Origin of the sequence: Virgisporangium ochraceum, from assembly GCF_016863655.1 — a bacterium.
Classification (GTDB): Bacteria; Actinomycetota; Actinomycetes; order Mycobacteriales; family Micromonosporaceae; genus Virgisporangium; species Virgisporangium ochraceum.
On sequence record NZ_BOPH01000016.1, the window covers coordinates 1 to 20,911 of the forward strand.

19 protein-coding genes are annotated in these 20,911 nt (G+C 71.1%); 8 read left to right on the forward strand and 11 right to left on the reverse strand.

Annotated features, from left to right (window positions below):
• Window positions 1-97 precede the first annotated feature (97 nt).
• Window positions 98-517 (reverse strand): DUF6232 family protein, encoded by a 420-nt coding sequence (locus tag Voc01_RS05220; protein ID WP_203926112.1) that lies wholly within the window; start codon window positions 515-517, stop codon window positions 98-100.
• A 229-nt stretch (window positions 518-746) separates the two neighbouring features.
• Between Voc01_RS05220 and Voc01_RS05225 the strand changes: the two genes are divergently transcribed.
• The 3 genes from Voc01_RS05225 to Voc01_RS05235 are packed head-to-tail and all read left to right on the forward strand — an operon-like array spanning window position 747 to window position 3,738.
• Window positions 747-2,117, forward strand: a complete 1,371-nt coding sequence (locus Voc01_RS05225) for a helix-turn-helix domain-containing protein (protein ID WP_203926113.1) — start codon at window positions 747-749, stop codon at window positions 2,115-2,117.
• 51 nt (window positions 2,118-2,168) lie between these two features.
• A complete protein-coding gene (locus Voc01_RS05230) occupies window positions 2,169-2,759 on the forward strand; it encodes a class I SAM-dependent methyltransferase (RefSeq protein ID WP_203926114.1) in 591 nt (196 codons plus the stop codon).
• Between the two features lie 16 nt (window positions 2,760-2,775).
• Window positions 2,776-3,738 carry a DUF8189 domain-containing protein gene (locus Voc01_RS05235; RefSeq protein WP_203926115.1) on the forward strand — a complete coding sequence of 321 codons (963 nt, stop codon included), beginning with the start codon at window positions 2,776-2,778 and terminating at the stop codon, window positions 3,736-3,738.
• Here Voc01_RS05235 and Voc01_RS05240 read toward each other — a convergent pair.
• From Voc01_RS05240 to Voc01_RS05250, 3 genes are read right to left on the reverse strand one after another with little or no spacing between them, the layout of a single operon-like run.
• Entirely contained in the window at window positions 3,735-5,594 is a 1,860-nt protein-coding gene (locus Voc01_RS05240; RefSeq protein ID WP_203926116.1) for a sensor domain-containing diguanylate cyclase, read from the reverse strand. The two genes, Voc01_RS05235 and Voc01_RS05240, sit on opposite strands and share 4 nt — an antisense overlap.
• A gap of 44 nt (window positions 5,595-5,638) precedes the next feature.
• Window positions 5,639-6,904: a phosphoribosylamine--glycine ligase gene (gene purD / locus Voc01_RS05245; protein WP_203926117.1), complete on the reverse strand. Its 1,266-nt coding sequence runs from the start codon at window positions 6,902-6,904 to the stop codon at window positions 5,639-5,641.
• Window positions 6,905-6,926: 22 nt separating this feature from the next.
• Entirely contained in the window at window positions 6,927-8,216 is a 1,290-nt protein-coding gene (locus Voc01_RS05250; protein WP_203926118.1) for an adenylosuccinate synthase, read from the reverse strand.
• Between the two features lie 111 nt (window positions 8,217-8,327).
• On the opposite strand from Voc01_RS05250, the gene Voc01_RS05255 reads away from it, so the two are divergent.
• Complete coding sequence (locus tag Voc01_RS05255; protein ID WP_203926119.1) at window positions 8,328-9,173, forward strand: diacylglycerol kinase family protein; 846 nt, start codon at window positions 8,328-8,330, stop codon at window positions 9,171-9,173.
• 1,029 nt (window positions 9,174-10,202) lie between these two features.
• Window positions 10,203-11,891, forward strand: coding sequence for a MinD/ParA family ATP-binding protein (locus Voc01_RS52830; RefSeq protein WP_307781557.1), 1,689 nt, complete (start codon window positions 10,203-10,205; stop codon window positions 11,889-11,891).
• A 4-nt stretch (window positions 11,892-11,895) separates the two neighbouring features.
• Here Voc01_RS52830 and Voc01_RS05265 read toward each other — a convergent pair whose 3' ends face one another.
• The gene (locus tag Voc01_RS05265; RefSeq protein ID WP_203926120.1) at window positions 11,896-12,324 is read right to left on the reverse strand and encodes a DUF3151 domain-containing protein; all 429 of its coding nucleotides are present in this window, start codon (window positions 12,322-12,324) and stop codon (window positions 11,896-11,898) included.
• 184 nt (window positions 12,325-12,508) lie between these two features.
• Between Voc01_RS05265 and Voc01_RS05270 the strand changes: the two genes are divergently transcribed.
• Window positions 12,509-13,723: an LOG family protein gene (locus tag Voc01_RS05270; protein WP_239159966.1), complete on the forward strand. Its 1,215-nt coding sequence runs from the start codon at window positions 12,509-12,511 to the stop codon at window positions 13,721-13,723.
• Here the strand turns inward: Voc01_RS05270 and fbaA are convergent, their stop codons facing one another.
• The gene (gene fbaA, locus Voc01_RS05275; protein ID WP_203926122.1) at window positions 13,724-14,749 is read right to left on the reverse strand and encodes a class II fructose-bisphosphate aldolase; all 1,026 of its coding nucleotides are present in this window, start codon (window positions 14,747-14,749) and stop codon (window positions 13,724-13,726) included.
• Between the two features lie 51 nt (window positions 14,750-14,800).
• Here fbaA and Voc01_RS05280 point away from each other — a divergent pair, with 51 nt between their 5' ends.
• Entirely contained in the window at window positions 14,801-15,013 is a 213-nt protein-coding gene (locus tag Voc01_RS05280; RefSeq protein WP_203926123.1) for an Rv3202a family protein, read from the forward strand.
• Here the strand turns inward: Voc01_RS05280 and Voc01_RS05285 are convergent.
• The 3 genes from Voc01_RS05285 to Voc01_RS05295 are packed head-to-tail and all read right to left on the reverse strand — an operon-like array spanning window position 15,004 to window position 17,904.
• Entirely contained in the window at window positions 15,004-16,011 is a 1,008-nt protein-coding gene (locus Voc01_RS05285; RefSeq protein ID WP_203926124.1) for an LCP family protein, read from the reverse strand. The genes Voc01_RS05280 and Voc01_RS05285 overlap by 10 nt on opposite strands.
• Window positions 16,008-16,505 carry a SigE family RNA polymerase sigma factor gene (locus Voc01_RS05290; protein WP_203926125.1) on the reverse strand — a complete coding sequence of 166 codons (498 nt, stop codon included), beginning with the start codon at window positions 16,503-16,505 and terminating at the stop codon, window positions 16,008-16,010. Before Voc01_RS05290 ends, Voc01_RS05285 begins: the two co-directional genes overlap by 4 nt.
• Window positions 16,506-16,533: 28 nt before the next feature.
• Window positions 16,534-17,904 (reverse strand): FAD-dependent oxidoreductase, encoded by a 1,371-nt coding sequence (locus Voc01_RS05295; RefSeq protein WP_203926126.1) that lies wholly within the window; start codon window positions 17,902-17,904, stop codon window positions 16,534-16,536.
• Between the two features lie 134 nt (window positions 17,905-18,038).
• On the opposite strand from Voc01_RS05295, the gene Voc01_RS05300 reads away from it, so the two are divergent.
• Window positions 18,039-19,043: a TAXI family TRAP transporter solute-binding subunit gene (locus Voc01_RS05300; RefSeq protein WP_239159967.1), complete on the forward strand. Its 1,005-nt coding sequence runs from the start codon at window positions 18,039-18,041 to the stop codon at window positions 19,041-19,043.
• A 3-nt stretch (window positions 19,044-19,046) separates the two neighbouring features.
• On the opposite strand, the gene amrB is transcribed toward Voc01_RS05300, so the two are convergent.
• Complete coding sequence (amrB, locus tag Voc01_RS05305; RefSeq protein WP_203926127.1) at window positions 19,047-19,808, reverse strand: AmmeMemoRadiSam system protein B; 762 nt, start codon at window positions 19,806-19,808, stop codon at window positions 19,047-19,049.
• The gene (gene amrS, locus Voc01_RS05310) at window positions 19,805-20,908 is read right to left on the reverse strand and encodes an AmmeMemoRadiSam system radical SAM enzyme (protein WP_203926128.1); all 1,104 of its coding nucleotides are present in this window, start codon (window positions 20,906-20,908) and stop codon (window positions 19,805-19,807) included. The genes amrB and amrS overlap by 4 nt, the downstream gene beginning before the upstream one ends.
• Window positions 20,909-20,911 lie beyond the last annotated feature (3 nt).

Sequence of the window (20,911 nt, forward strand, 5' to 3'; positions counted from 1 at the left end):
CCTCACTCGTGCCCGGGCTTCGTTGCCCGAGCACGAGCACCCCCGATCGGGTTCCTCTCGCGAGGCCGGTAAGCCCGGCCTTCGAGGGGTGACCGGGCTAGTAGCTCACTGCGGGAAAGCGCGTGTTCCAGTGTTCGCGTGCCTTGCGGAGCGCCCGGTTCAGCTTGCCCACCTCGATGGAGTCACGGGTGCTGAGGAGCGCGAGTTCCGCGCCGTGGAAGTTGGCCCACAGGGTCCACTCCCTCGGGTGGGTGCGGCTCAGGACGAATGCCGAGCCGACCGAGGCCAGACCCGCGAGCCCGAGCGCCGCGGTCATCGCCACCGGCATGACCGCGCTCATGACGATGGCCATGGCCATCAGGGAGACGCCCCCGCTGAGCGTGCGGACCACCATGCGGTGGATCGGGCCGCGGGTGGTGCTGATCTCCCGCAGGTCGCTCACCGGGTAACGGTGGTCGCCAATGGCGACGTACTCACTGGTGACCTTCACGTACCGGTCGTTGTAGTAGGTCCTCATCTCTTTCACCGCCCTTCGCCAGCCACCTGGCGGATGGAACCTTCGCTGATTGCGATGTCCCGTCAGTAGTATGACCCGGCCCACAATCCGGGTGCAACTGTTTTCAGTGATCACCTACGATTCTCAGTTGGCATCCCCGGCGCGGCCGTCGAAACTTCAAGTTTTTGTCAAGTTCGACTACGCTGCAGCGACGAAGACACGCACAGCCCTCCAACGTTCAGGCCTGGTGATGACGAACGACGCCCAGTCGGGAGCCCAGTCGAAGCGTCCGGGTGAGGATTCCCGCGGCGCCGCGCACGAGGCCCGGCAGCGGTGGGCCAACGAGGTCATCCAGGCGCTCGCCGAGCGACGGCTGTCCATCAACGCGGCGGCCCGCGAGATCGGGATCTCACCGGGACGCCTGCAGGCCTGGCTGCACCAGGACGTCGAGCCGTCGCCGCGGGTGATGCGCGACCTCGCCCGCGTGATCGGCCGTAGCCACACCCACCTGCTCTCGCTGCTGGAGTGGCTGCCGCCCGAGATGTCCGACGCGCCGATGCGGCTGGAGGCCACCGAGAAGCTCAACGAGGCGATCGGCGAGGCCCGCCGCTGGCTGCGTGGCGCCACCCGGGCGGTCGGCATCCGGGGCGGCACCATGGTCGCCGGAGCGCTGCTGGAGAACAGCCGCGACTGGGGCGCGACGGTCCGCAACAGCATGCGGGGCCAGAAGTACCCCACCCGGTACGCGGTGCGGGTCGGCGCGCATCCGGTCGACGCCGTCTCCGGCATCCGGGGGCTGCCCGACGACCCGCGGGTCACCGCCGACGACCGGCACCGCATCGAACTCGCCATCTTCGACACCATGCTGCGCACGTCCGCTCATTGGCTCGAACCCGGACCCGCGACCGGCGCGCACTGGGCCCGGCGGCCCGACCTGGTGATGAGCGTGCCCTCGCTGTGCGCGAGCCGACCGCGCGGCCTGCGCCCGAACCTGCTGGTGCCGCCGAGCATCGTGGTGGTCGGCATCCCGCACGCTGGCAGCCAGGAGGTCGGCGCCCTGCTCGCCGACCTGCTCGACTGGGCGTACCAGGACGTGAAGGCGCTCGCCGCCGAGCAGTTCGAGCTCGGACCGGACACGTCCACCGAGGTCGTGGAGCGGGCCGAGGTGGCGGCCGCCCGCCGGCTGATGGAGGACCCGCTGGGCATCGCCCGGCAGACCGTGTGGTCGTACCTCGACCCCAAGCCGATCCTGCAGACGTTCCGCCAGCTCGGGCCGGAGCTGCCGCTGGTGGTGCTGCTCCGCGCACCCGACAGCCTGATCGAGCACGTCACCGCCGAGTTCGCCGAGCGCGGTGACCCCGACGTCGACCTCGTGGAGGCGGCGCAGAACCTGGTGCGCCGCACCGTCGAGACCAACCGTGCCCCGAACAGCTACCTGATCGTCGACGTGCCCGACCTGCCGCTCGGTTCCGGCAAGCCCGACGAGACCGACCTGATCTTCGACGCCTACGTCGAGCTGGCGTTCAGGGCGGCCGAGTGGCTGCACATCCACCACGGCGGCCCCGCGCTGGCGCAGAGCGACGGAATCCTCGGCCGCCTCTGGCGGTCGGTCAACACCTGACAGTCACCTCTGATCCGACACCTTCCGAACCTGAATCGGGGCACCACGGTGATGCACGCCGACTTCTACGACCGCGCCTACTTCGATGGCACGGGCAAGAGCAACTACTGCTCGTACACCGGAACCTCCTCGCCGTTCGAGGCGCACGCCGACGCCGTCGTCGCGATGCTCCGGGAGTACTCGCTCGACGGGCCGGTGCTCGACATCGGCTGCGCCAAGGGCTTCCTCGTCGCCGAACTGCGCCGGCGGGGCGTCGACGCGCACGGCGCCGACTGGTCCCCATACGCGATCGCCGAGGCGCCGGCGGAGGTGCGGCCGTACCTGCACCGGGCCGGCGCACACGATCTGCCGTTCGCCGACGGGCAGTTCGCGCTGGCCGTGTCGTTCGACGTGCTGGAGCACATGGATCTCGGCTACGCGCAGCGCGCGCTGCCGGAGATCGCGCGGGTCTCGCGGTGGCAGCTGCACCAGGCCAATACCGGTCGGCTCGACATCTGGCGCTTTGACGGCGACGCCAGCCACTGCACGCGGTTGCCGCTGGAGCAGTGGCAGGCCCTGGCCGTCGCGCTCGACCTGCCGCACACGGTAGTTTGCGAGCCCGACCGGCGGCTGCCATTTCTCAGCGAGGTGCACGCGACTTAGGCAACTAAGCTTGCCGATGGGAGAGGGGACCATCGTGTGGAGTTCGCTCGGGGGAACGTGGATCACCGCACCGCACGTCGTCGAGCTCGGGGCCGACAAGATCGCCCTGTTCACGGTCGGCACCGACCACATCATCCGGGTGCGCTGGCGCATCGACGGCGAGTGGGGCGGCTGGACGGTGATCCCCGGCGAGGTGATCCAGGTCCCCCACGCCGTCGCCGGCACCGGCGACTGCCTCGACATGTTCGCCGTCGATCCGAAGTACTCCATCCAGCACCGCCAGTGGCGGGCCGGCGAGTGGACCGAGTGGCAGTCGATGACCGGCGAGGCGGGCGGTCCCACTCTCACCGCGCCGCGGGCGGTGTGGTCGACACCGACCCGGCTCGACATCTTCGTGCTTGGCACCAACCTCGGCATCTGGCACAAGTACCGCGAGGACAGCGGGTGGAGTGACGAGTGGTCGTCGCTCGGGTCGCTCTGGCTCACGCCGCCGCACGTCCTGTCGCGCGGTCCCGGTCGCATCGACGCGGTGGCGATCAACTCGCAGAGCGGCCTGTCGCACGCGCGCTACCAGGACGGCGAGTGGAGCCACTGGCAGACCGACGACGCGATCTCGATCTCCCGCCCGTTCGCCGTCGAGTCCGACGACAGGCTGCACGTGTTCGTGCTCGGTGAGAACCGCGGGGTCTACCACTACACGTGGGACAAGGAGTGGACCGAGCCGACGCCGTTGCGCGGCACGGTGATCTCGCCGCCACGGGCGGTCGCGTGGCCCGACGGCGGCATCGACGTGTTCGTCGTCGGGCAGAACAGCGCGATGTTCCGGCGCGCCTACCGCGGCGGCGTCTGGCACGAGTGGCAGCCGATCGGCGGCCGGGCGTTCTCGCCGCCGAGCATCATCGCCCGCGACAGGACCGTGGAACTGTTCGTCCTCGGCGCCGACAGCGCCATCTGGCACACCGAGGTCAGCGTCGACTAGACCGCGGCCTTGCGGGCGCGCTTGGTCGCGTACATGGCCTGGTCGGCGCGGCGGAGCAGTTCGTCGGGGGTGATCGCGGCGGCGACCACCGAGCCGATGCTGGCCCGCACCGGCACCACCGCCCCGTCGACGACCACCGGGTCGGCCAGCAGCGCGTCGACCCGCTCGACCAGCTTGGCCACCAGGGTCTCGTCGGCGTCGGGCACCAGCACCGCGAACTCGTCGCCGCCGAGGCGGGCGGCCAGGTCCTGCTCGCGGAACCCGTCGCGCAGGCGCTGACCGACCGCGACCAGCACCGCGTCGCCGGCGTGGTGGCCGATCGTGTCGTTGATCGGTTTGAAGTCGTCGAGGTCGATCAGGCAGATGCCGACCTGCCGGCCGGCGGCCACGACCTGCTCCAGCCGCTCGGTGAACAGGGCCCGGTTGGCGAGGCCGGTCAGCGCGTCGTGGTGCGCCTGATGGTGCAGCTTGTCGCGCAGCCGGCGCGCGTCGGTGATGTCACGCGCGTTGCTGACGATGCCGTTCACGCCGGGCTCGTCGAGCAGGTTCGTACTGAACAGCTCCAGCCACCGGTACGAGCCGTCGGCGTGGCGGAAGCGGGCCTGGAACGTCACCGTCCGGCCCGGATCGGCCGCCAGGTCGAGCAGCAGGCCGCCGACGCTCTGCCGGTCGTCGGGATGCAGCCGGTTCAGCCACATCGTCCCGGTGATCTCGTCCGGCGGCACCCCGAGGATCCGCTCGATGGCCGGGCTCACGTACGTGATCCTGCGGTCGGTGCCGGTCACGGCGGTGATGTCCGACGAGTGCTGCAGCAGCGCCCGGAACCGCTTCTCGTGCCCCACCAGCTCACGGAACAGCCGCTCGTTGTCGGCGAACGCGGCGAGCTGGCGGATCACCACCAGCATCGTGATCAACGTGACGGCGATGACCGCGCCCCACGCGCGCGCGTCGAGCCCGCCCGGCAGGAGCGCGAGCATGAGACCGAACGTCAGCACGATCGACACGTACGGCACGAAGCTGTACCGCCGGGCCGGCGCGAAGACCACGTTGACCAGGTGCTGCGGGCGCAGCTCCACCCACAGCCCTAGCATGAAGATCATGATCGGGGTGATGCGCAGGGCCTGGGTCACGGCCAGGTCCGCCGCCGGCGTCTGGACGGCCGACCCGCAGCTGGCCAGGGCGAACGTCAACGACCCGACCGCCAGCAGCGTGCCGCCGGGCCGGGTCTTCAGTCGGTCGCCGCCGAGCATCAGACGGATCACCGTGAACGCCACGACCATCAGCACCGCGGCGTTCACCAGCACGTTGATCTTCTGGGTGAGCCCGCCCTCGGCGACCTGGTCGGCGATCACCGTCGCCCACACGAACGCCGACCCGCCGAGCAGCACGATCACCGCATCGAGCCAGTTCCGGAACTTCTCCGACCGGTTGTGGTGACTGGTCGGGTGGCGCAGCAGCACCACGAGCGTGGGCACCATGCCGATCAGCAGTGCCACGCTCTGGACGTCGCCGCTGACCGTCGCGCGCAGGCCCGGCTCCGCCAACGACAGGACGACCTGCGACCCGTCCCCGATCACGAACATCGCGCACATGAACGCGACCACCCGCCACAGGCGACGCAGTTCGGCGTAGCCGCCGGGCTGCCGGGCCAGCGCGACGCAGATCGCCACGAAGACCACGTCGAGCGCGACCTGGAACGTCCAGAACACCTGCACCTGGAGCGCGGCCGGACCGACACCGGCCAGGAAGTACAGCGGTGCGGCCACGGCGAGCAGCACGAACGCCGTGAGGACCCGGTCACGGGCAACGAACCGCACCGCACCGCACACGGCGAGCGCGACTCGCTTACCGGACATGTACCCGAGGTCGGACGGCTCGGCCCGAACCTGAGCACTCAGCGTTACAGGGAGACTTCTCCGCGTGCGGCGCGCAGGGCGATATCGGGCCGCACCTGCGCACCGGGCATCGTGACACCGTCGACGAGGGCGTAGGCGGCGTGCCGGGCCGACGCCAGGTCGGGGCCCGTGGCGGTGCAGCACAGCACCCGTCCCCCCGCCGACACCAGCGACCCGTCGGACCGGCGGGCGGTGCCCGAGTGCAGCACGCCCGGCACCCGGTCGGCGCCCAGGATCGGGTCACCCTTGCGCGCCGACGCCGGATAGCCGGCCGACGCGATCACCACGGTCACCGCCGACTCCGGCCGCCACCGCAGCGTCGGCTGCGCGGCCAGCGTCGTGGTCGCGGCCGCGTACAGCAGACCGGCCAGCGGCGTCTCCAGAAGCGCGAGGACGACCTGGGTCTCCGGATCCCCGAACCGGCAGTTGAACTCGATCACCCGGGGACCCGACGGCGTCAACGCCAGACCGACGTAGAGCAGGCCGCTGAACGGGGTCCCCCGCTCGCGCATCTCGGCCAGCGTCGGCGTCACCACGGTCGCCAGCACGTCGTCGACCAGGCCCGCCGGTGCCCACGGCAGCGGCGCGTACGCGCCCATGCCACCCGTGTTCGGACCGGTGTCGCCCTCCCCGATGCGCTTGAAGTCCTGCGCCGGGATCAACGGACGCACGGCCGTGCCGTCGGTGATCACGAACAGCGACACCTCGGGGCCGCTCAGATACTCCTCGACCACCACCCGCTCGCAGGAAGCGGCATGCGCCAGGGCCTCCGCGCGGTCGTCGGTGACCACCACGCCCTTGCCGGCGGCCAGTCCGTCGTCCTTCACCACGTACGGCGCGCCGAACTCGTCGAGCGCGGCGGCCGCCTCCTCGGGCGTGGTGCACGTCCTGGCCCGGGCCGTCGGCACGTTCGCCGCGCTCATGACGTCCTTCGCGAAGGTCTTCGAACCCTCGATGGCGGCCGCGGCCTGCGACGGACCGAAACACGCGATGCCCTTGGCCCGCACCAGGTCGGCGACGCCGGCCACCAGCGGCACCTCCGGGCCGACCACGACGAGGTCGACCCGGTGCTCGACCGCGAGCCCCGCGGCGGCCTCGAGGTCGGTGACCTCCAGCGGCGCCAGCACCACCGGCGCGCCGCCGCTGAGGCTGACGCTCGCGATGCCGGGATTACCGGGGGCGCAGACCAGCGCGGTGACGGCGGGGTCGGCGGCGAGGCTACGGGCGAGGGCGTGCTCCCGCCCACCCGAGCCGATCAGAAGTACGCGCACGGGGACAGATGGTACGGGCGGTTCAGGGCAGGAGGGCGTGCCGGATGACGTTTTCCTCCCTACCGGGACCAACACCGACCACGCTCACCCGGGAACCGCACAGTTCCTCCAGGCGCGCGATGTAGCGGCGGGCGTTGGCGGGCAGGTCGGCCTCGGTGCGGGCCTTGGAGATATCCTCCCACCAACCCGGCAGCTCCTCGTAGATCGGCCGGGCGTGGTGGAACGCGGTCTGGGTCATCGGCATGTCGTCGACGCGCTCGCCGTCGATCTCGTAGCCGACGCAGATCGGCACCGGGTCCAGGCCGCTGAGGACGTCGAGCTTGGTGACCACGAGGTCGGTGATCCCGTTGACGCGCACCGCGTACCGGCCGACGACCGCGTCAAACCAACCGCAGCGCCGCTCCCGTCCTGTAGTTGTGCCGTATTCGACTCCCACCTTGCGCAGGTGCGCGCCGTTGTCGTCGAACAGCTCGGTCGGGAACGGACCCGCACCGACCCGGGTGGTGTACGCCTTGATCACGCCGATGACCTGGTTGATGCGGGTCGGCGGCACCCCGGAACCCACACACGCGCCACCGGCGGTGGGGTTCGACGAGGTCACGAACGGATAGGTGCCGTGGTCGACGTCGAGCAGCGTCGCCTGTGCCCCTTCGAGCAGCACGGTCTCGTCGCGCTCGAGTGCCTCGGCGAGCACCTTGCGCGTGTCGGCGATGAACGGACGCAGCCGCGTGGCGTAGCCGAGGTACTCCTCGACCACCGAGTCGGCGTCGATGCCCTTGCGGTTGTAGACCTTGACCAGGATCTGGTTCTTCTCCCGCAGCACCAGCTCGAGCTTCTTGCGCAGGATGCCGGTGTCGAGCAGGTCCTGCGCGCGGATGCCCATGCGGCCGACCTTGTCGCCGTACGCGGGTCCGATGCCGCGCCCGGTGGTGCCGATGCGGGCCGAACCCAGGTAGCGCTCCACCACGCGGTCGAGCGCCCGGTGATGCGGCATGATCAGGTGCGCGTCGGCGCTGAGCAGGAGCTTCGACGTGTCGACACCCCGCTCGGCCAGCCCCTCGATCTCGGTGAGCAGCACCTTCGGGTCGACCACGACGCCGTTGCCGATCACCGGCACGCAGCCCGGCGTCAACACCCCGGACGGCATCAGGTGCAGCGCGAACTTCTCGCCGTCGGGCGTGATCACCGTGTGACCGGCGTTGTTGCCACCCTGGTACCGCACGACGTACTGGACGCGCTCGCCCAACAGGTCGGTAACCTTGCCCTTGCCCTCGTCGCCCCACTGAGCGCCGATGAGCACAATCGCTGGCATGTTCTTCGCCTCCCGGCCCTGGGCCACCGTGGCGCCCACCTGGCGCCTTGGAGCGGCCCGCGGCCCCGGGGTGACAGGCTACAACCCACCTGATCGGGAAGGACGAACCCGGTGCATCGCGTCGTGATCCTGTCGCTGTCCGACGGTCCCTCCGGGGGCTGCTCGGCTCCGCGCGTCCCCGTGCTCGCGTGCCAGGACGCGCTGCGCGCGGCCGGGGCCGAGGTCGAGATCGTCAACGCCGGATCGGATGCGGAGATCGACGCGGCCCTCGCCACCGACGGGCGGCTCGTGGTCGCCGCCGCCGCCGACGGCCAGGTGCGCGCGGTCGTGCGTCGCCTGGTCCGCAAACACGCCCCGGCGCCGAGCAAGCGGCCGGCGGACCTGCCGGCCGACCGCACCCTGCCCGACCTTCCCCCGATCGGCCTCCTGCCGCTCGACCCGACCGGCCCCGACCTGGCGTCGCGCCTCGGCCTGCCGCGCGACCCGGCCGCCGTGGCCGGCGCCGTGCTCGACGGCCACGTCCGCCGGATCGACCTGCTCCGCAACGACGGCGGCTCGCTCACCCTCGACGGCGCGCTGCTCGGCGGCGCCGACAGCGAGGGCCGGGCGGTGCCGTTCAAGGCCACCGTCAACGTCGACGACGCCGTGTTGTCGAACGGCCGCGAACAGTTGATCGCCGCGGTCGTGGCGAACGCCGCCGGCTACTCGACCTTCGACGGCCTGCCGCTGGTCGTCGACCCGAAGCCGGCCGACGGCGTCCTCGACGTCGCGGTGGCGCTGGCCGTACGCCGGCGCGGCCGCGTCGAGATCGAGGTCCGCCGTGGTCGCGGCCGCGCGGTCGCGGTGACGCCGCGCGCCGAACTCCCCTTCCTGGACGACGGGGTGGCCGGCTCGCTGACCCACAAGCGCACCTGGTGGATGGAGCGCGCGGCGTGGGGCGTGTACGCACCGGCGTGAAGAACGGGCCTTTGTGTGCAAGGCTTTCCCGGGGCTTCCCCGGAAGCACGCACGGGGGCATGGGGCAGGAGGTTTGCGGTGGAAGATCCGATCTGGCCGCCGGAGGACCGAGCCGGCGACACCGACAGCGACCGCACCGCACGGGTGCGACCGGGCGGAGTGGCCGAGGCCATACCGGGCTCGGGGCTGCCGGCACAGCCGGTGCACACACCGGTGCCAGCGCCGGTGACTCCGCCTTCGGCGTCGCTTCCGCCTGTGGTTTCGCCTCCGCCTGTGGCTTCGCCTCCGCAGCCCGCGGTGCCCGGCCAGCCGGGCTCCCCGTGGGGACCCGCTCCGGGGCAACCCACCGGGCCGACGGTGTACGGGCAGCCTGGCGGGCCCGTGCAGCCTGGGCAGCCCGGCCAGCCGGCCGGCCCCGAGTACGGCCAGCATGGCGGACCTCCGGTTCCGCCACCGCCAGTCGCCCCGCCTCCGAACACGGGCTTTCCCACCGCCCAGTACCCGGTGGCGCCGCCCGCGGGTCCGCCGGTGCCGGGGCAGGCACCCTGGTCGACCCCGGCCGCCGGATACGGACCGGGCGCGGTCTACGGGCAGCCTGCCGAGGCGCCGCCCGGTCAGTCGCCCGGTCAGCAACCCGGTCAGCCGCCCGTTGGCCTGCCCGGGTACGGGGCGCCACCGCCGCCGGCCGGTCACGCGCCGGCGCCCGGGCAGGCCGGATACCCCCAGCCCGGGTATGCCCAGCCCGGTTATCCGCAGCCCGGATATGCCCAGCCCGGGTACGCGCCGCCGCCGGCGGAGATGCCGTACGGCCCACCACCGGTGCCGGCTCCCGGCCCCGGCGCGTTCGGGCCACCGCCAGGCACCGACCCGGGCGCCCTGCCGTTCGGGCCACCACCTGGCGCCGACGCCGGAGTGGCGCCGTTCGGGCCACCGCCCGGTACCGAGTCCGGGGCGGCGCCGTTCGGGCCGCCCCCCGTGCCTGATCCGGTGCCCGCGCCGCGGTCGGGTCCGCCGGCGCCGGTCTCAGGTATGCCCGGAACGACTCCGGGCTTCGACGCGCCGGTGTCCGGCCCCGGGGCCGGCACACCGCCGCTGCCGTGGAGCACCACCCCGCCGGCCACGGAGGGACCGCACGAGGACGACAGCCCCACACCCACGTCGCCCTGGGCGCATCCGATCTACCGGCCGAGCGGCACCGACGGGCCGAACGGGTCCGGTGGGCAGCAGCCCTCGCCCGCCGATGCGCCGGAGGCCACGCTGACCGGGAACCAGACGGCCGAGGGTGGCGCGCCCGCCGACGTCGTGCCGTCCAGCCCGGCTCCGGTGGGTCCGGACCAGCCGCAGCCGGACGCACAGCCGGTGTACTTCCCGGACGGGCAGTCGATCAGCTACCCCGGACTGTCGCAGCCGGTTCCGCCACAGGCGATTCCGTTGCCGCCGGCCGAGCAGGGTTTGGAGCACGGCCCGGAGCAGGGTTTTGAGCACGGCCCGGAGCAGAGTCCAGAACACGGCCCGGAGCTGGGGCACCAGCAGGCACCGCCGCAGCTGGCGCCGTGGCAGTCGGCGGCCAGTTCGCAGGCGGGGACGCCGGCATACTCGGCACAGCAGGCCTACCAGGCGCAACAGGCATTTCCGACCCAGCAGGCGTACCCCTACCAGCAGCCCTCCGCCGCGTTCCAGACCCAGCCGGCCGCACAGCCGGCCGCCCAGTCACACGCACAGCCCCACGCACAGCCGCACGCGGCCGGGCCGCAGCAGGAGCAGCGGGTCGACGAGAGCGGGCAGTACATCCCGACGGCCGAGGAGTTCGCCCGGCGACGGGAGGTGCGGCCCAGCAACCCGGTCGCCACCATGGGTCTCCGGGGCGCGCTGCGCCGCACGACGTTCGGGCTCATGCGGCCCGGGCCGGGCAAGAAGGAGCAGGAGCACCGGCACCTCATCGAGACGATCCGGCGGAACTTCGGCGGGCTCCGCCAGGTGACGGTCGTCAACCCGAAGGGTGGCGCGGGCAAGACCGTCGCCGTGCTGCTGCTCTCGATGACGTTCGGGCAAAGCCGCGGCGGATACGTCCTGGCCTGGGACAACAACGAGACCCAGGGCACGCTCGGCATGCGGGCGATCCAGGACTTCCACTCCCGCACCGTGCGTGACCTGATGCGCGACCTCGACCACTTCCAGGGCGCGCACGGCCGGGTCGGCGACCTGTCGCAGTACGTCCGGTCGCAGGGCGAGGGCATGTTCGACGTGCTCGCGTCCGATGAGTCGGCGACCGCGGGCGAGATGCTCACGGCGATGTCGTTCGGCGACCTGCGCGAGGTGGTCAGCCGGTTCTACAAGTTGATCTTCGTGGACACCGGCAACAACGTGCGCGCCGAGAACTGGCAGGCCGCGATCGACGCGACCGACCAGCTCGTGGTCACGATGTCGGCCCGCAACGACTCGGCGGAGACCGCCGCGCGGATGCTCGACCACCTGGAGCAGAACGGCCGCAACCGGCTGGTGCGCCAGGCGGTGACCGTGGTGTCGATGCCGCCCAGTCGGCGCGACCTCGACGTCCCCTCGATCACCCGGCACTTCGCGGCCCGCACCCGCACGGTCATGCTCGCCCCGTACGAGAAGCTCATCGACTCCGGTGAGCCGATCCGCTACGGACAGCTGAGCGCGGCGACCAGGCTGGCCTGGCTACGGATCGGCGCGGCGGTCGCCGAAGGCCTGTAAGGGCTCAGCCGGTCAGGGCGTCGGCGGCCGACGGGTCCGAGTCGCGCAGGAACTGGGCGCAGCGGGCGGCCTCGTCGGCCTCGCCGATCGCCGCGGCGGCCAGGGCGAGCACGTTCAGGCAGCGGAGGAAGCCCTGGTTCGCCGGGTGCGACCACGGCACCGGACCGTGACCGCGCCAGCCGTTGCGGCGCAGCTGGTCGAGCCCCCGGTGGTAACCCGTGCGGGCGAACGCGTACGCGGTGACCTGGTCGCCCTCGCCGTAGGCCCATTCGGCGAGCCGGCCCCACGCGGCACTGTAGGTGGGGTTGTCGGCCGCGACAGCCTTCAACGCGGCGATGTCTTCGGGGCTGGCCAGGGCCTTCTCGAGGGCGGCCGCCGCGGCGGCGTTCTCCGGCAGCAGGGTCGGCGGCACGTCCGGGAGGAGGTTCTGCATGCGGACATCTAACCCCGGTGTTACCGACGGGGATGGCTGAACGGCTGAGGCGTTCGTCACGCGACCGGATGGTGCGCCAAACCCTGTCCAAGGGCTACAAAGGAGGTCCGGAGCCTCCCCAGGACCCGGTAACGCGATGGCCCGCCACTTCGGTGACGGGCCATCGTCCGTGAAAGGGTGGCTCATGCATCACCACGACCACAGCCCCGACGAGATCGAGTCGCGGGAGGAGCTGGAGCTCCACCTGACGGCCGACACCCTGCGCGGGCTCACCGTCCAGGGGCTGCACCTCGCCGACGACCCGCCCGACTGGTCGGCGGTCGACGTCACCGGCACCCTGTTCATCGCCTGCCACCTCGGCCCGGTCGACACCCAGATCGAGCTGATCCGGCGCGGCGCCCACGTGATCCCGCCGCTCCCCGACGTGCCCTACCCCACCCACCCGCCGCACCTCTACCTGCCGCACGAGCTGAGCGCGGGCTTCGCCGAGCACGGCTTCACCGGCATGTACGACACGGTCGTCTACCGGCACTTCATCGAGCACGGCGGAGCCCTACCCGGCGTGCGCGAGGCCCTCAGCCAGCGGATGCACGACCACGGCATCGACGACGCGCTGGCCGACGCCATCGACGGCTGGGCCGCCGAGTCCGGTGGACCGGTGGTCGGGATCATGGGTGGCCACGCCGAGCCCCGCGGATCCCAGGGCTACCGGGCCGCCGCGCAGATCGGACGCGGCCTCGCCGAGGCCGGCTGCCTCGTGGTGACCGGCGGCGGCCCGGGCGTGATGGAAGCCGCCAACCTGGGCGCGTTCATGGCCACCAGCACGCAGGAAGACCTGGCGGCAGCCATCGACGACCTGGCGGAGGAGCCCGACTTCCACCAGCACGACCCGTTCACCGCACTGGCGCTCGAGGTCCGCGCGAAGTACTCACGCAACGACCGCGACGGCGACCGGCGCGACGTCACCGGGTGGGCCCGGCACGGCGGCCTCTCCGTACCCACCTGGCTCTACGGCCACGAGCCGGCCAACCTCTTCGCCGCGCGCGTGGCCAAGTACTTCTCCAACGCGATCCGCGAAGACACGATCCTCCGCCTCACCCGCGGCGGGATCGTCTTCGCACAGGGCCGCGCGGGAACGGTCCAGGAGATCTTCCAGGCCGCGACCAAGACCTTCTACGCGACCGACGGCGCCAGCGGACCCTTCGTGTTCCTGGGCAAAGACTTCTGGACGCACGAGCTTCCGGTCGAAAGCCTGCTGGAGCCGCTCCTGAAGGCCAGCCCGCACGGCGACCTCACGCACCTGATCGAGATCACCGACGACCCGGCCGAGGCGGTGCAGATGATCCTCACCTACGCCGCCCCGGCCGAAGCCAAGGAAGAGCAACGGACGACGCCGTAACTACTTCGACAGCGACGTACCCACCGAGCGGAGGTCGTCGCAGGCCTGCACGATGCGCTTGGCCATGGCCTCCTCGGCCGCCTTGCCCCAGGCGCGCGGGTCGTACGCCTTCTTGTTGCCGACCTCGCCGTCGACCTTCAGCACACCGTCGTAGTTCGAGAACATGTGCGCCGCGACCGGGCGCGTGAACGCGTACTGCGTGTCGGTGTCGACGTTCATCTTCACGACGCCGTAGTCGAGGGCCGACCGGATCTCCTCGAGCAGCGAGCCCGACCCGCCGTGGAACACCAGCGCCAGCGGCTTCTCCTGACCGTACTTCTCCCCCACGGCCTTCTGCGCCTCACGCAGGATCTCCGGACGCAGCTTCACGTTGCCCGGCTTGTAGACGCCGTGCACGTTGCCGAACGTGAGAGCGGCCATGTACCGGCCCTTCTCCCCCAGCCCGAGCGCGTCGACCATCGCCAGCGCGTCGCCCGGCGTGGTGTACAGCTTCTCGTCGATCGCGCCGACGATGCCGTCCTCCTCGCCGCCCACGACGCCGACCTCGATCTCCAGGATCACGTTGGCGGCGGCGCTGAGAGCGAGCAGCTCCTCGGCGATCTGCAGGTTCTCGTCGAGCGGCACCGCCGACCCGTCCCACATGTGGGACTGGAACAGCGGCAGGCCGCCACCGGCCACCCGCTCCTTCGAGATCTCCAGCAGCGGCCGCACGAAGCCGTCGAGCTTGTTCTTCGGGCAGTGGTCGGTGTGCAGGGCGATGTTCACGGGGTACTTCTTGGCGACCTCCTGCGCGAACGCGGCGAAGGCCACCGAGCCGGTCACCATGTCCTTGACCGTGGGGCCGCTGAGGTACTCGGCACCACCCGTGGAGACCTGGACGATGCCGTCGCTCTCCGCCTCAGCGAAGCCGCGCAGCGCCGCGTTCAGCGTCTGCGACGATGTGACGTTGATCGCCGGGTATGCGAACGCGCCGGCCTTGGCACGGTCGAGCATCTCGGCGTATACCTCTGGCGTGGCGATAGGCATGGTTGGGCTCCTTGGACCTAACTTCGGTGTCGACAGTCGTACCGTATAGGCATGACCCAGCCCGGCGAACCCCTGCATGACCTCGACGGCCCCGAGCTTGCCAGCGGCCGAAGTGTGGAGGCTCCGGAGGCCGACGCGTACGAGCAGTCCGTGCCCGCCGATCCGGCCCGGCTGCCGGCCGACCTCCGGCTGCCGGCCGACGTCAACGAGGCCGACGCCTACGAGCAGAGCCAGGTGGTCGACCTCGACGACGACTACCGCTGACCCACTTGCTGGGGGTTCGCCAGCGCCCACTGCTGCACCGTCCCGTCACGGACGGCCGTCCACAGCGCCGCCGCCTCCGGCAGCAAACGGGTGTTCGGTCCGTCGAACTCGGCGGGCGGTGCGATGCTCACCACATCTCCGGACTTCAGGTCCCTGGCCGCCGCGAACACCGCGGCCAACTGGAATCCGCCGGCGTCGACGCGGATCGCCGTGCCAGCAGCCTGGATCACGGTGAGGAGCTCGGGCAGGCTGGCGTCGGCGAGCCGCTTGAACAGCGCGCTCACGTACTCGCGACCATGCTTCTGCCGGTCGAAGTCGCCGGCCTCGAACGACTTCCGCTGCCGGAGGTAGTCCATCGCCTCCTCGCCGGAGAAGTGGCGGCAGCCGGGTTGGAAGATCCGCCCGGTGTGCTCGCTCACCGCCTTCCGGCGCACGCACAGGTCGACCCCGCCCACCGCGTCGGTCACCGTGACCAGCCCGGCGAAGTCGACCTCCACGGCACCGTCGATCGGAATTCCCGTCAGCGACTGCACCGCGTCACGCAGCCCACGGATCCCGTCGTGCGCGTAGTAGAAGCTCAGCCGTTCCCGGTCACCCCGGAACGGCATCATCTGGTCGCGCGAGAGCGAGATCAGGTACGGCGCCGACCGGTCGGCCGGCAGGTGCGCCAGCATGATCGAGTCGGCCCGCACGAAGTCGGGCGCGTTGTCCCAGGGTCGCTTGTCGGTGCCGACGAGCAGGAACGTCATCGGACCGCGTGGGGCGGCCACCGCCGAGGCGACCGTCGACGCGGCCACGTCGGGAACCGTGCGCACCGCGTCCAACCGCACGAAGACGGTGGCGACGAGCGCGACCAGCGCGACCGCCGTGCCACCGACGAGCCCCTGACGCACCCGGCGCCGCCGCGTGACGGCGGCGTCGATCCGCTTCCGCACCTGATCGGGCGCGGGCGCCAGATCCTCGTGCCGCGCGAACGTCTCCATCAGTTGTTCGATCATCGGTAGGCCTCTTCGTCCAGAGCGCTCGGCAGTTGGAGACGCAGGGTGGTCAGCGCCCGCGAGATGTAGCCGCGCACGGTGCCGACGGAACAGCCGAGAACCTCGGCGATCTCGTTGTCGCGCAGGCTTTCGTAGTAGCGCAGCACCAGGGCCGCGCGTTGCTGGCGCGGCAGCGTCGCGAGCATGGCCCAGAGCAGGTCGCGGTTCGCGGTGGTGTCGGCATGGTCCGGAACAGGCGCGGGCTCGGCCGGTTCGGCCCGCAGCATGACCTTGCGGAACCAGCTGAGCCGACGCTGGTCGATATAGGTGTTCGTGATCAGGCGGCGCACGTAGCGGTCGGGCTGGTCGACCGCGTTGATCCGGCGCCACCCCAGCTGCACCTTGACCATGGCGTCCTGGACCAGGTCGGCGGCCGTGTCCCGGTCGCCGGTGAGCATCACGGCGAACCGCAGAAGCCCCGGCAGTCGGGTGGTCACGAACTCTTCGTAGGTCACGCCTCTGTAGACGAGATCGGGCGCCCGATCATTGTGCGAGTTTCTCGGTGGCCTTCCGCGCCGCGATGAGGATCGGGTCCCAGACCGGTGCGTAAGGGGGCGCGTAGCCGAGGTCGAGGCCGGTCATCTCCTCGACGGTCATGCCGTTCCAGAGCGCGATCGCGAGGCCGTCGATGCGCTTGGCGGCCTCGGTGCGGCCGACGATCTGCGCGCCGAGGAGCCGGCCGCTCACGCGCTCGGCGATCAGCTTGACCACCATCGGCTTCGCGCCGGGGAAGTAGCCGGCCCGGTTCGTCGACTCCACGCTCGCGGTGATGTATGCGAATCCGGCTTTCTCCGCGTCGGCCTCCCGGAGCCCGGTGCGGGCGACCTCCAGGTCGCAGACCTTCGTGACCGCGGTGCCGATGACGCCCGGGAACGTGGCGTACCCACCACCGATGTTGACGCCGGCCACCCGGCCCTGCTTGTTGGCGTGGGTGCCCAGCGGGATGTGCACCGGCTCGTGCGTGAGGCGGTGGATCGTCTGCACGCAGTCGCCGGCGGCCCAGATGCCCTCGTGGCCCACCACACGCATGCGCTGGTCGGTGACGATCGCGTTGCCGGCGCCCAACGGCAGCCCGGCCTCCTTCGCGATCTGTGTGTTCGGCCTGACGCCGAGCCCGAGCACCACGATGTCGGCCCGGTAGTGGCCGTTGTCGGTGTCGACGCCGACGACCTTCCCGTCGGCCTCCCGCAGCGCCGTGACGGTCTCGCCGGTGTGCACGACGATGCCGAGCTTCTCCATCGACGTGCGTACGAGCGCGCCCATGTCGGGGTCCACAGTGGACATCGGTTGGTCGGCGCGCTCCAGCACGATGACCTCGAGCCCGTGGTTCTGCAGCGCCTCGGCCATCTCGACGCCGATGTACCCGGCGCCGACCACGACACCCTTGCGCGGCTTCTCCTTCTCGATGTAGTCGCGCACGGCCTGGCCGTCGTCGAGCGTCTGCACCCCGAAGACGCCCTGCGCGTCGGCACCCGGCCAGGCTGGCTTGATCGGCACCGCGCCGATCGCGTACACGAGCTGGTCGAAGCCGGTGCGGGTCTCGGTGCCACCGTTGTCGAGGTCGCGGGTGACGACCTCGCGGCGGTCGAGGTCGACCGCGGTGACCTCGTGCCGGGTGCGTACGTCGATCGCGTGCTTCTCGCGGAACGTCTGCGGGTCGCGGGCGACGAGCGCGTCGGGACCGTCGACCAGCCCACCGACCCAGTACGGGATGCCGCACGCCGAGTACGAGGTGAAGTGGCCCCGCTCGAACGCGATGATCTCCAGGTCGTCGGGCCCGCGTCGGCGACGGGCCTGCGACGCGGCCGACATTCCCGCGGCGTCACCGCCGATGACCACCAGACGTTCTCCCATGGTTCGAACCTACCGGCCGGATCCGTCGTTGATCGTGTCGATACCGGAACCCGACTCGACCGAACCCATTGGTGATCGTCGTTGACTGGGGTTAATCTGCGCGCAAACGTGACCATTCGAACAGGGAGGGACACGTGAGACCCCACCTCACCATCGTCGGACTACTGATTGTCGCCATGACGGGCGCTGCCTGCGGTGGGCAGCGCAACAACAACAGCCGGGACACCGGCTCCGGGGAGATCAGCTGCGAGATCGCGAACGACACGCGGATCGGTCTCGCGACGGGCAACACCACGGGCGTCTACTACGCGCTCGGCAACGCGTTCGCCGAGCAGGTCGCCTCGAAGACCGGCGGCAAGCTGCGGGTCACCGCCGCGGAGACCGGCGCGTCGGTGCAGAACATCGAGCAGCTCGCCGCCGACCGCTACCAGGTGGCGTTCTCGCTGTTCGACACCGCCACCGACGCGGTGAACGGCAAGGGCTCGTTCACCTCGCCGCAGAAGGTGCAGGCGCTCGCCCGCATCTACGACAACTACACCCAGGTCATCGTACGCGCCGACGCCGGCATCAACTCCGTCGCCGACATGAAGGGCAAGCGGGTCTCGACCGGCTCGCCGAAGTCGGGCACCGAGGTCATCGCCCAGCGGGTGCTCCAGGCGGCCGGCCTCAACCCCGACACCGACGTGCAGCCGCAGCGGCTCGACCTCACCAAGACCGTCGACGGCATGAAGGGCGGCACGATCGACGCGATGTTCTGGTCGGGCGGTCTGCCGACGCCCGGCGTCACCGACCTGTTCACCACGTCGGCCGGCAAGGTCAAGTTCATCGACATCACGCCGCAGCTGGCGAAGATGGTCGAGGTGAACCCGGCCTACCAGCGCTCGGAGATCCCGGCCGACACCTACAAGACCGGCGCGGCCGTGCCGACGATCGTGGTGCCGAACGTGCTCCTGGTGCGTGACGACCTCGACGCGAACGTCGCCTGCGTGCTGACGAAGACGCTCTTCGAGACGAAGGGTGAGCTGGCGAAGGCCAATGCGGCCGCGAACGGCATCTCGCTCGACACCGCGCGCAAGACGACCCCGGTCCCCCTGCACCGCGGTGCCGAGAAGGCCCTGACCGACCTCGGGGCGAAATAGGTTCTACCCGAGGGCGAAAGCCGGATAGCCCACCACGCGGGAGGGGTCGCCGCCGGAGTCGGCGGAGGTCGTCAGCGCCAGCCGACGCACCGCCAACCCGTTGCGGCGGCCCCACTCCACGGTGCCGCGCAGCGCGAACACGCCGCAGGCGTCGCGGACGCCGATGAGGTCGGGACGGTGTGACTCGACCGCCCGCGCGGTGCGCTCGTCCTGCGCCCGCGCCACCACGTCGCGTTCGTAGTGGGAGAAGTCGGTGCTGCACAGGACGACCGCGCCGTCGGACGTCGCGGCGATCGCGTCGGCGACCTCCTCCACTGTGGACACTCCGGCGACGAACGGCAGCACCGGTACGCCCGGAACGGCCCGCTGCAGGAACGGCAGTTGCACCTCGAGCGAGTGCTCCGGCGCGTGCGGCGCGTCGTCGGCCGGCAGGCCGCCGGCGTGGTCGAGGTCGATCGTCACGTCGCCGAGCGGCGTCGCCCACCGTCGCGTCGTGGGCGCGGCGAGACCGGTCAACCGGACCCGGTGCGCGGGCCCGAGCAACACGATCCGTCCAATGTGGACGGCGTGCCGCCGCAGCCGCGCGTAGACGTGCGCCGCGGTGGCACCGGAGTAGCGGTAACCCGCGTGCGGTACCACGTAGGCCCGCGCGAGCACGTCGTCGGCCGGTACGTCGACGGCGTCGAGCAGCTTGTCCACTGTAGACGTCAGCTCGGCGGGGTCGGCCGGGTAGAAGGCGCCCGCGACCGCCGGGGGCCGGGTCATCGCGCGGGCACCGGCGGGATGCGAACCGGCAGCCTCCTCGCGCCCCACGTTCCCACCGGACCGTCGAACCGGCCCGGAACCGTGGTGCCGCAGCGCTTGCACGCGCCGGTGTCGGTGAGCCCGTACTCCTTGATGACGTACCAGTCGCGCTTCACCACCGGGTCGCCACAGCCCGCGCAGGTGGTGGTCTGCCCGTCGACGTCGTGCACGTTGCCCACGTAGACGTACTTCAACCCCTGCTCCAGCGCGATCCGGCGGGCCCGGGCCAGCGTCTGCGGGGGAGTACGGGGAATGTCGCGCATCTTGAAGTCGGGATGGAACGCGGAGAAGTGCAGCGGCACGTCGGGCCCGAGGTGCTCGGCGAACCAGGCGCACTCGGCGGCGAGTTCGGCGTCGGAGTCGTTGAGGCCGGGGATCAGCAACGTGGTCACCTCGAACCACACGTCGGTGGTCTTCAGGTACTCCAGGGTCTCCAGCACCAGCGGCAGCTTCGCGAACGTCACCTTCTCGTAGAACGTGTCGCTGAACGCCTTGAGGTCGATGTTGGCCGCGTCGATGTGCCGGTAGAACTCCTCGCGGGGCGCGGCGTTCATGTAGCCGGCGCTCACCGCGACCGCCCTGATGCCGCGTTCCCGGCAGGCGTCGGCGACGTCCATCGCGTACTCCATGAAGATCACCGGGTCGTTGTAGGTGAACGCGACGCTGCGGCAGCCCAGCCGCCCGGCCTCCGCCGCCAGGGCCTCCGGCGACGCGTCGGCCGACAGCGTGTCGATCTCGCGGGACTTCGAGATGTCCCAGTTCTGGCAGAACCGGCAGGCGAGGTTGCAGCCGGCGGTGCCGAACGACAGCACCGACGAGCCCGGCAGGAAGTGGTTCAGCGGCTTCTTCTCGATCGGGTCGACGCAGAACCCCGACGACCGGCCGTAGCTCGCCAGCACGATCTGGTCGGCGGTGCGCCCGCGCACGAAGCACAGCCCGCGCTGCCCCTCCCGCAACCGGCAGTTGCGGGGGCACACGTCGCACTGCACGCGACCGTCGTCGAGGGCGTGCCAGTGCTTCGTCGGCACGGTGTACGGGTCGTCGAGATTCAAATCTGACATGAC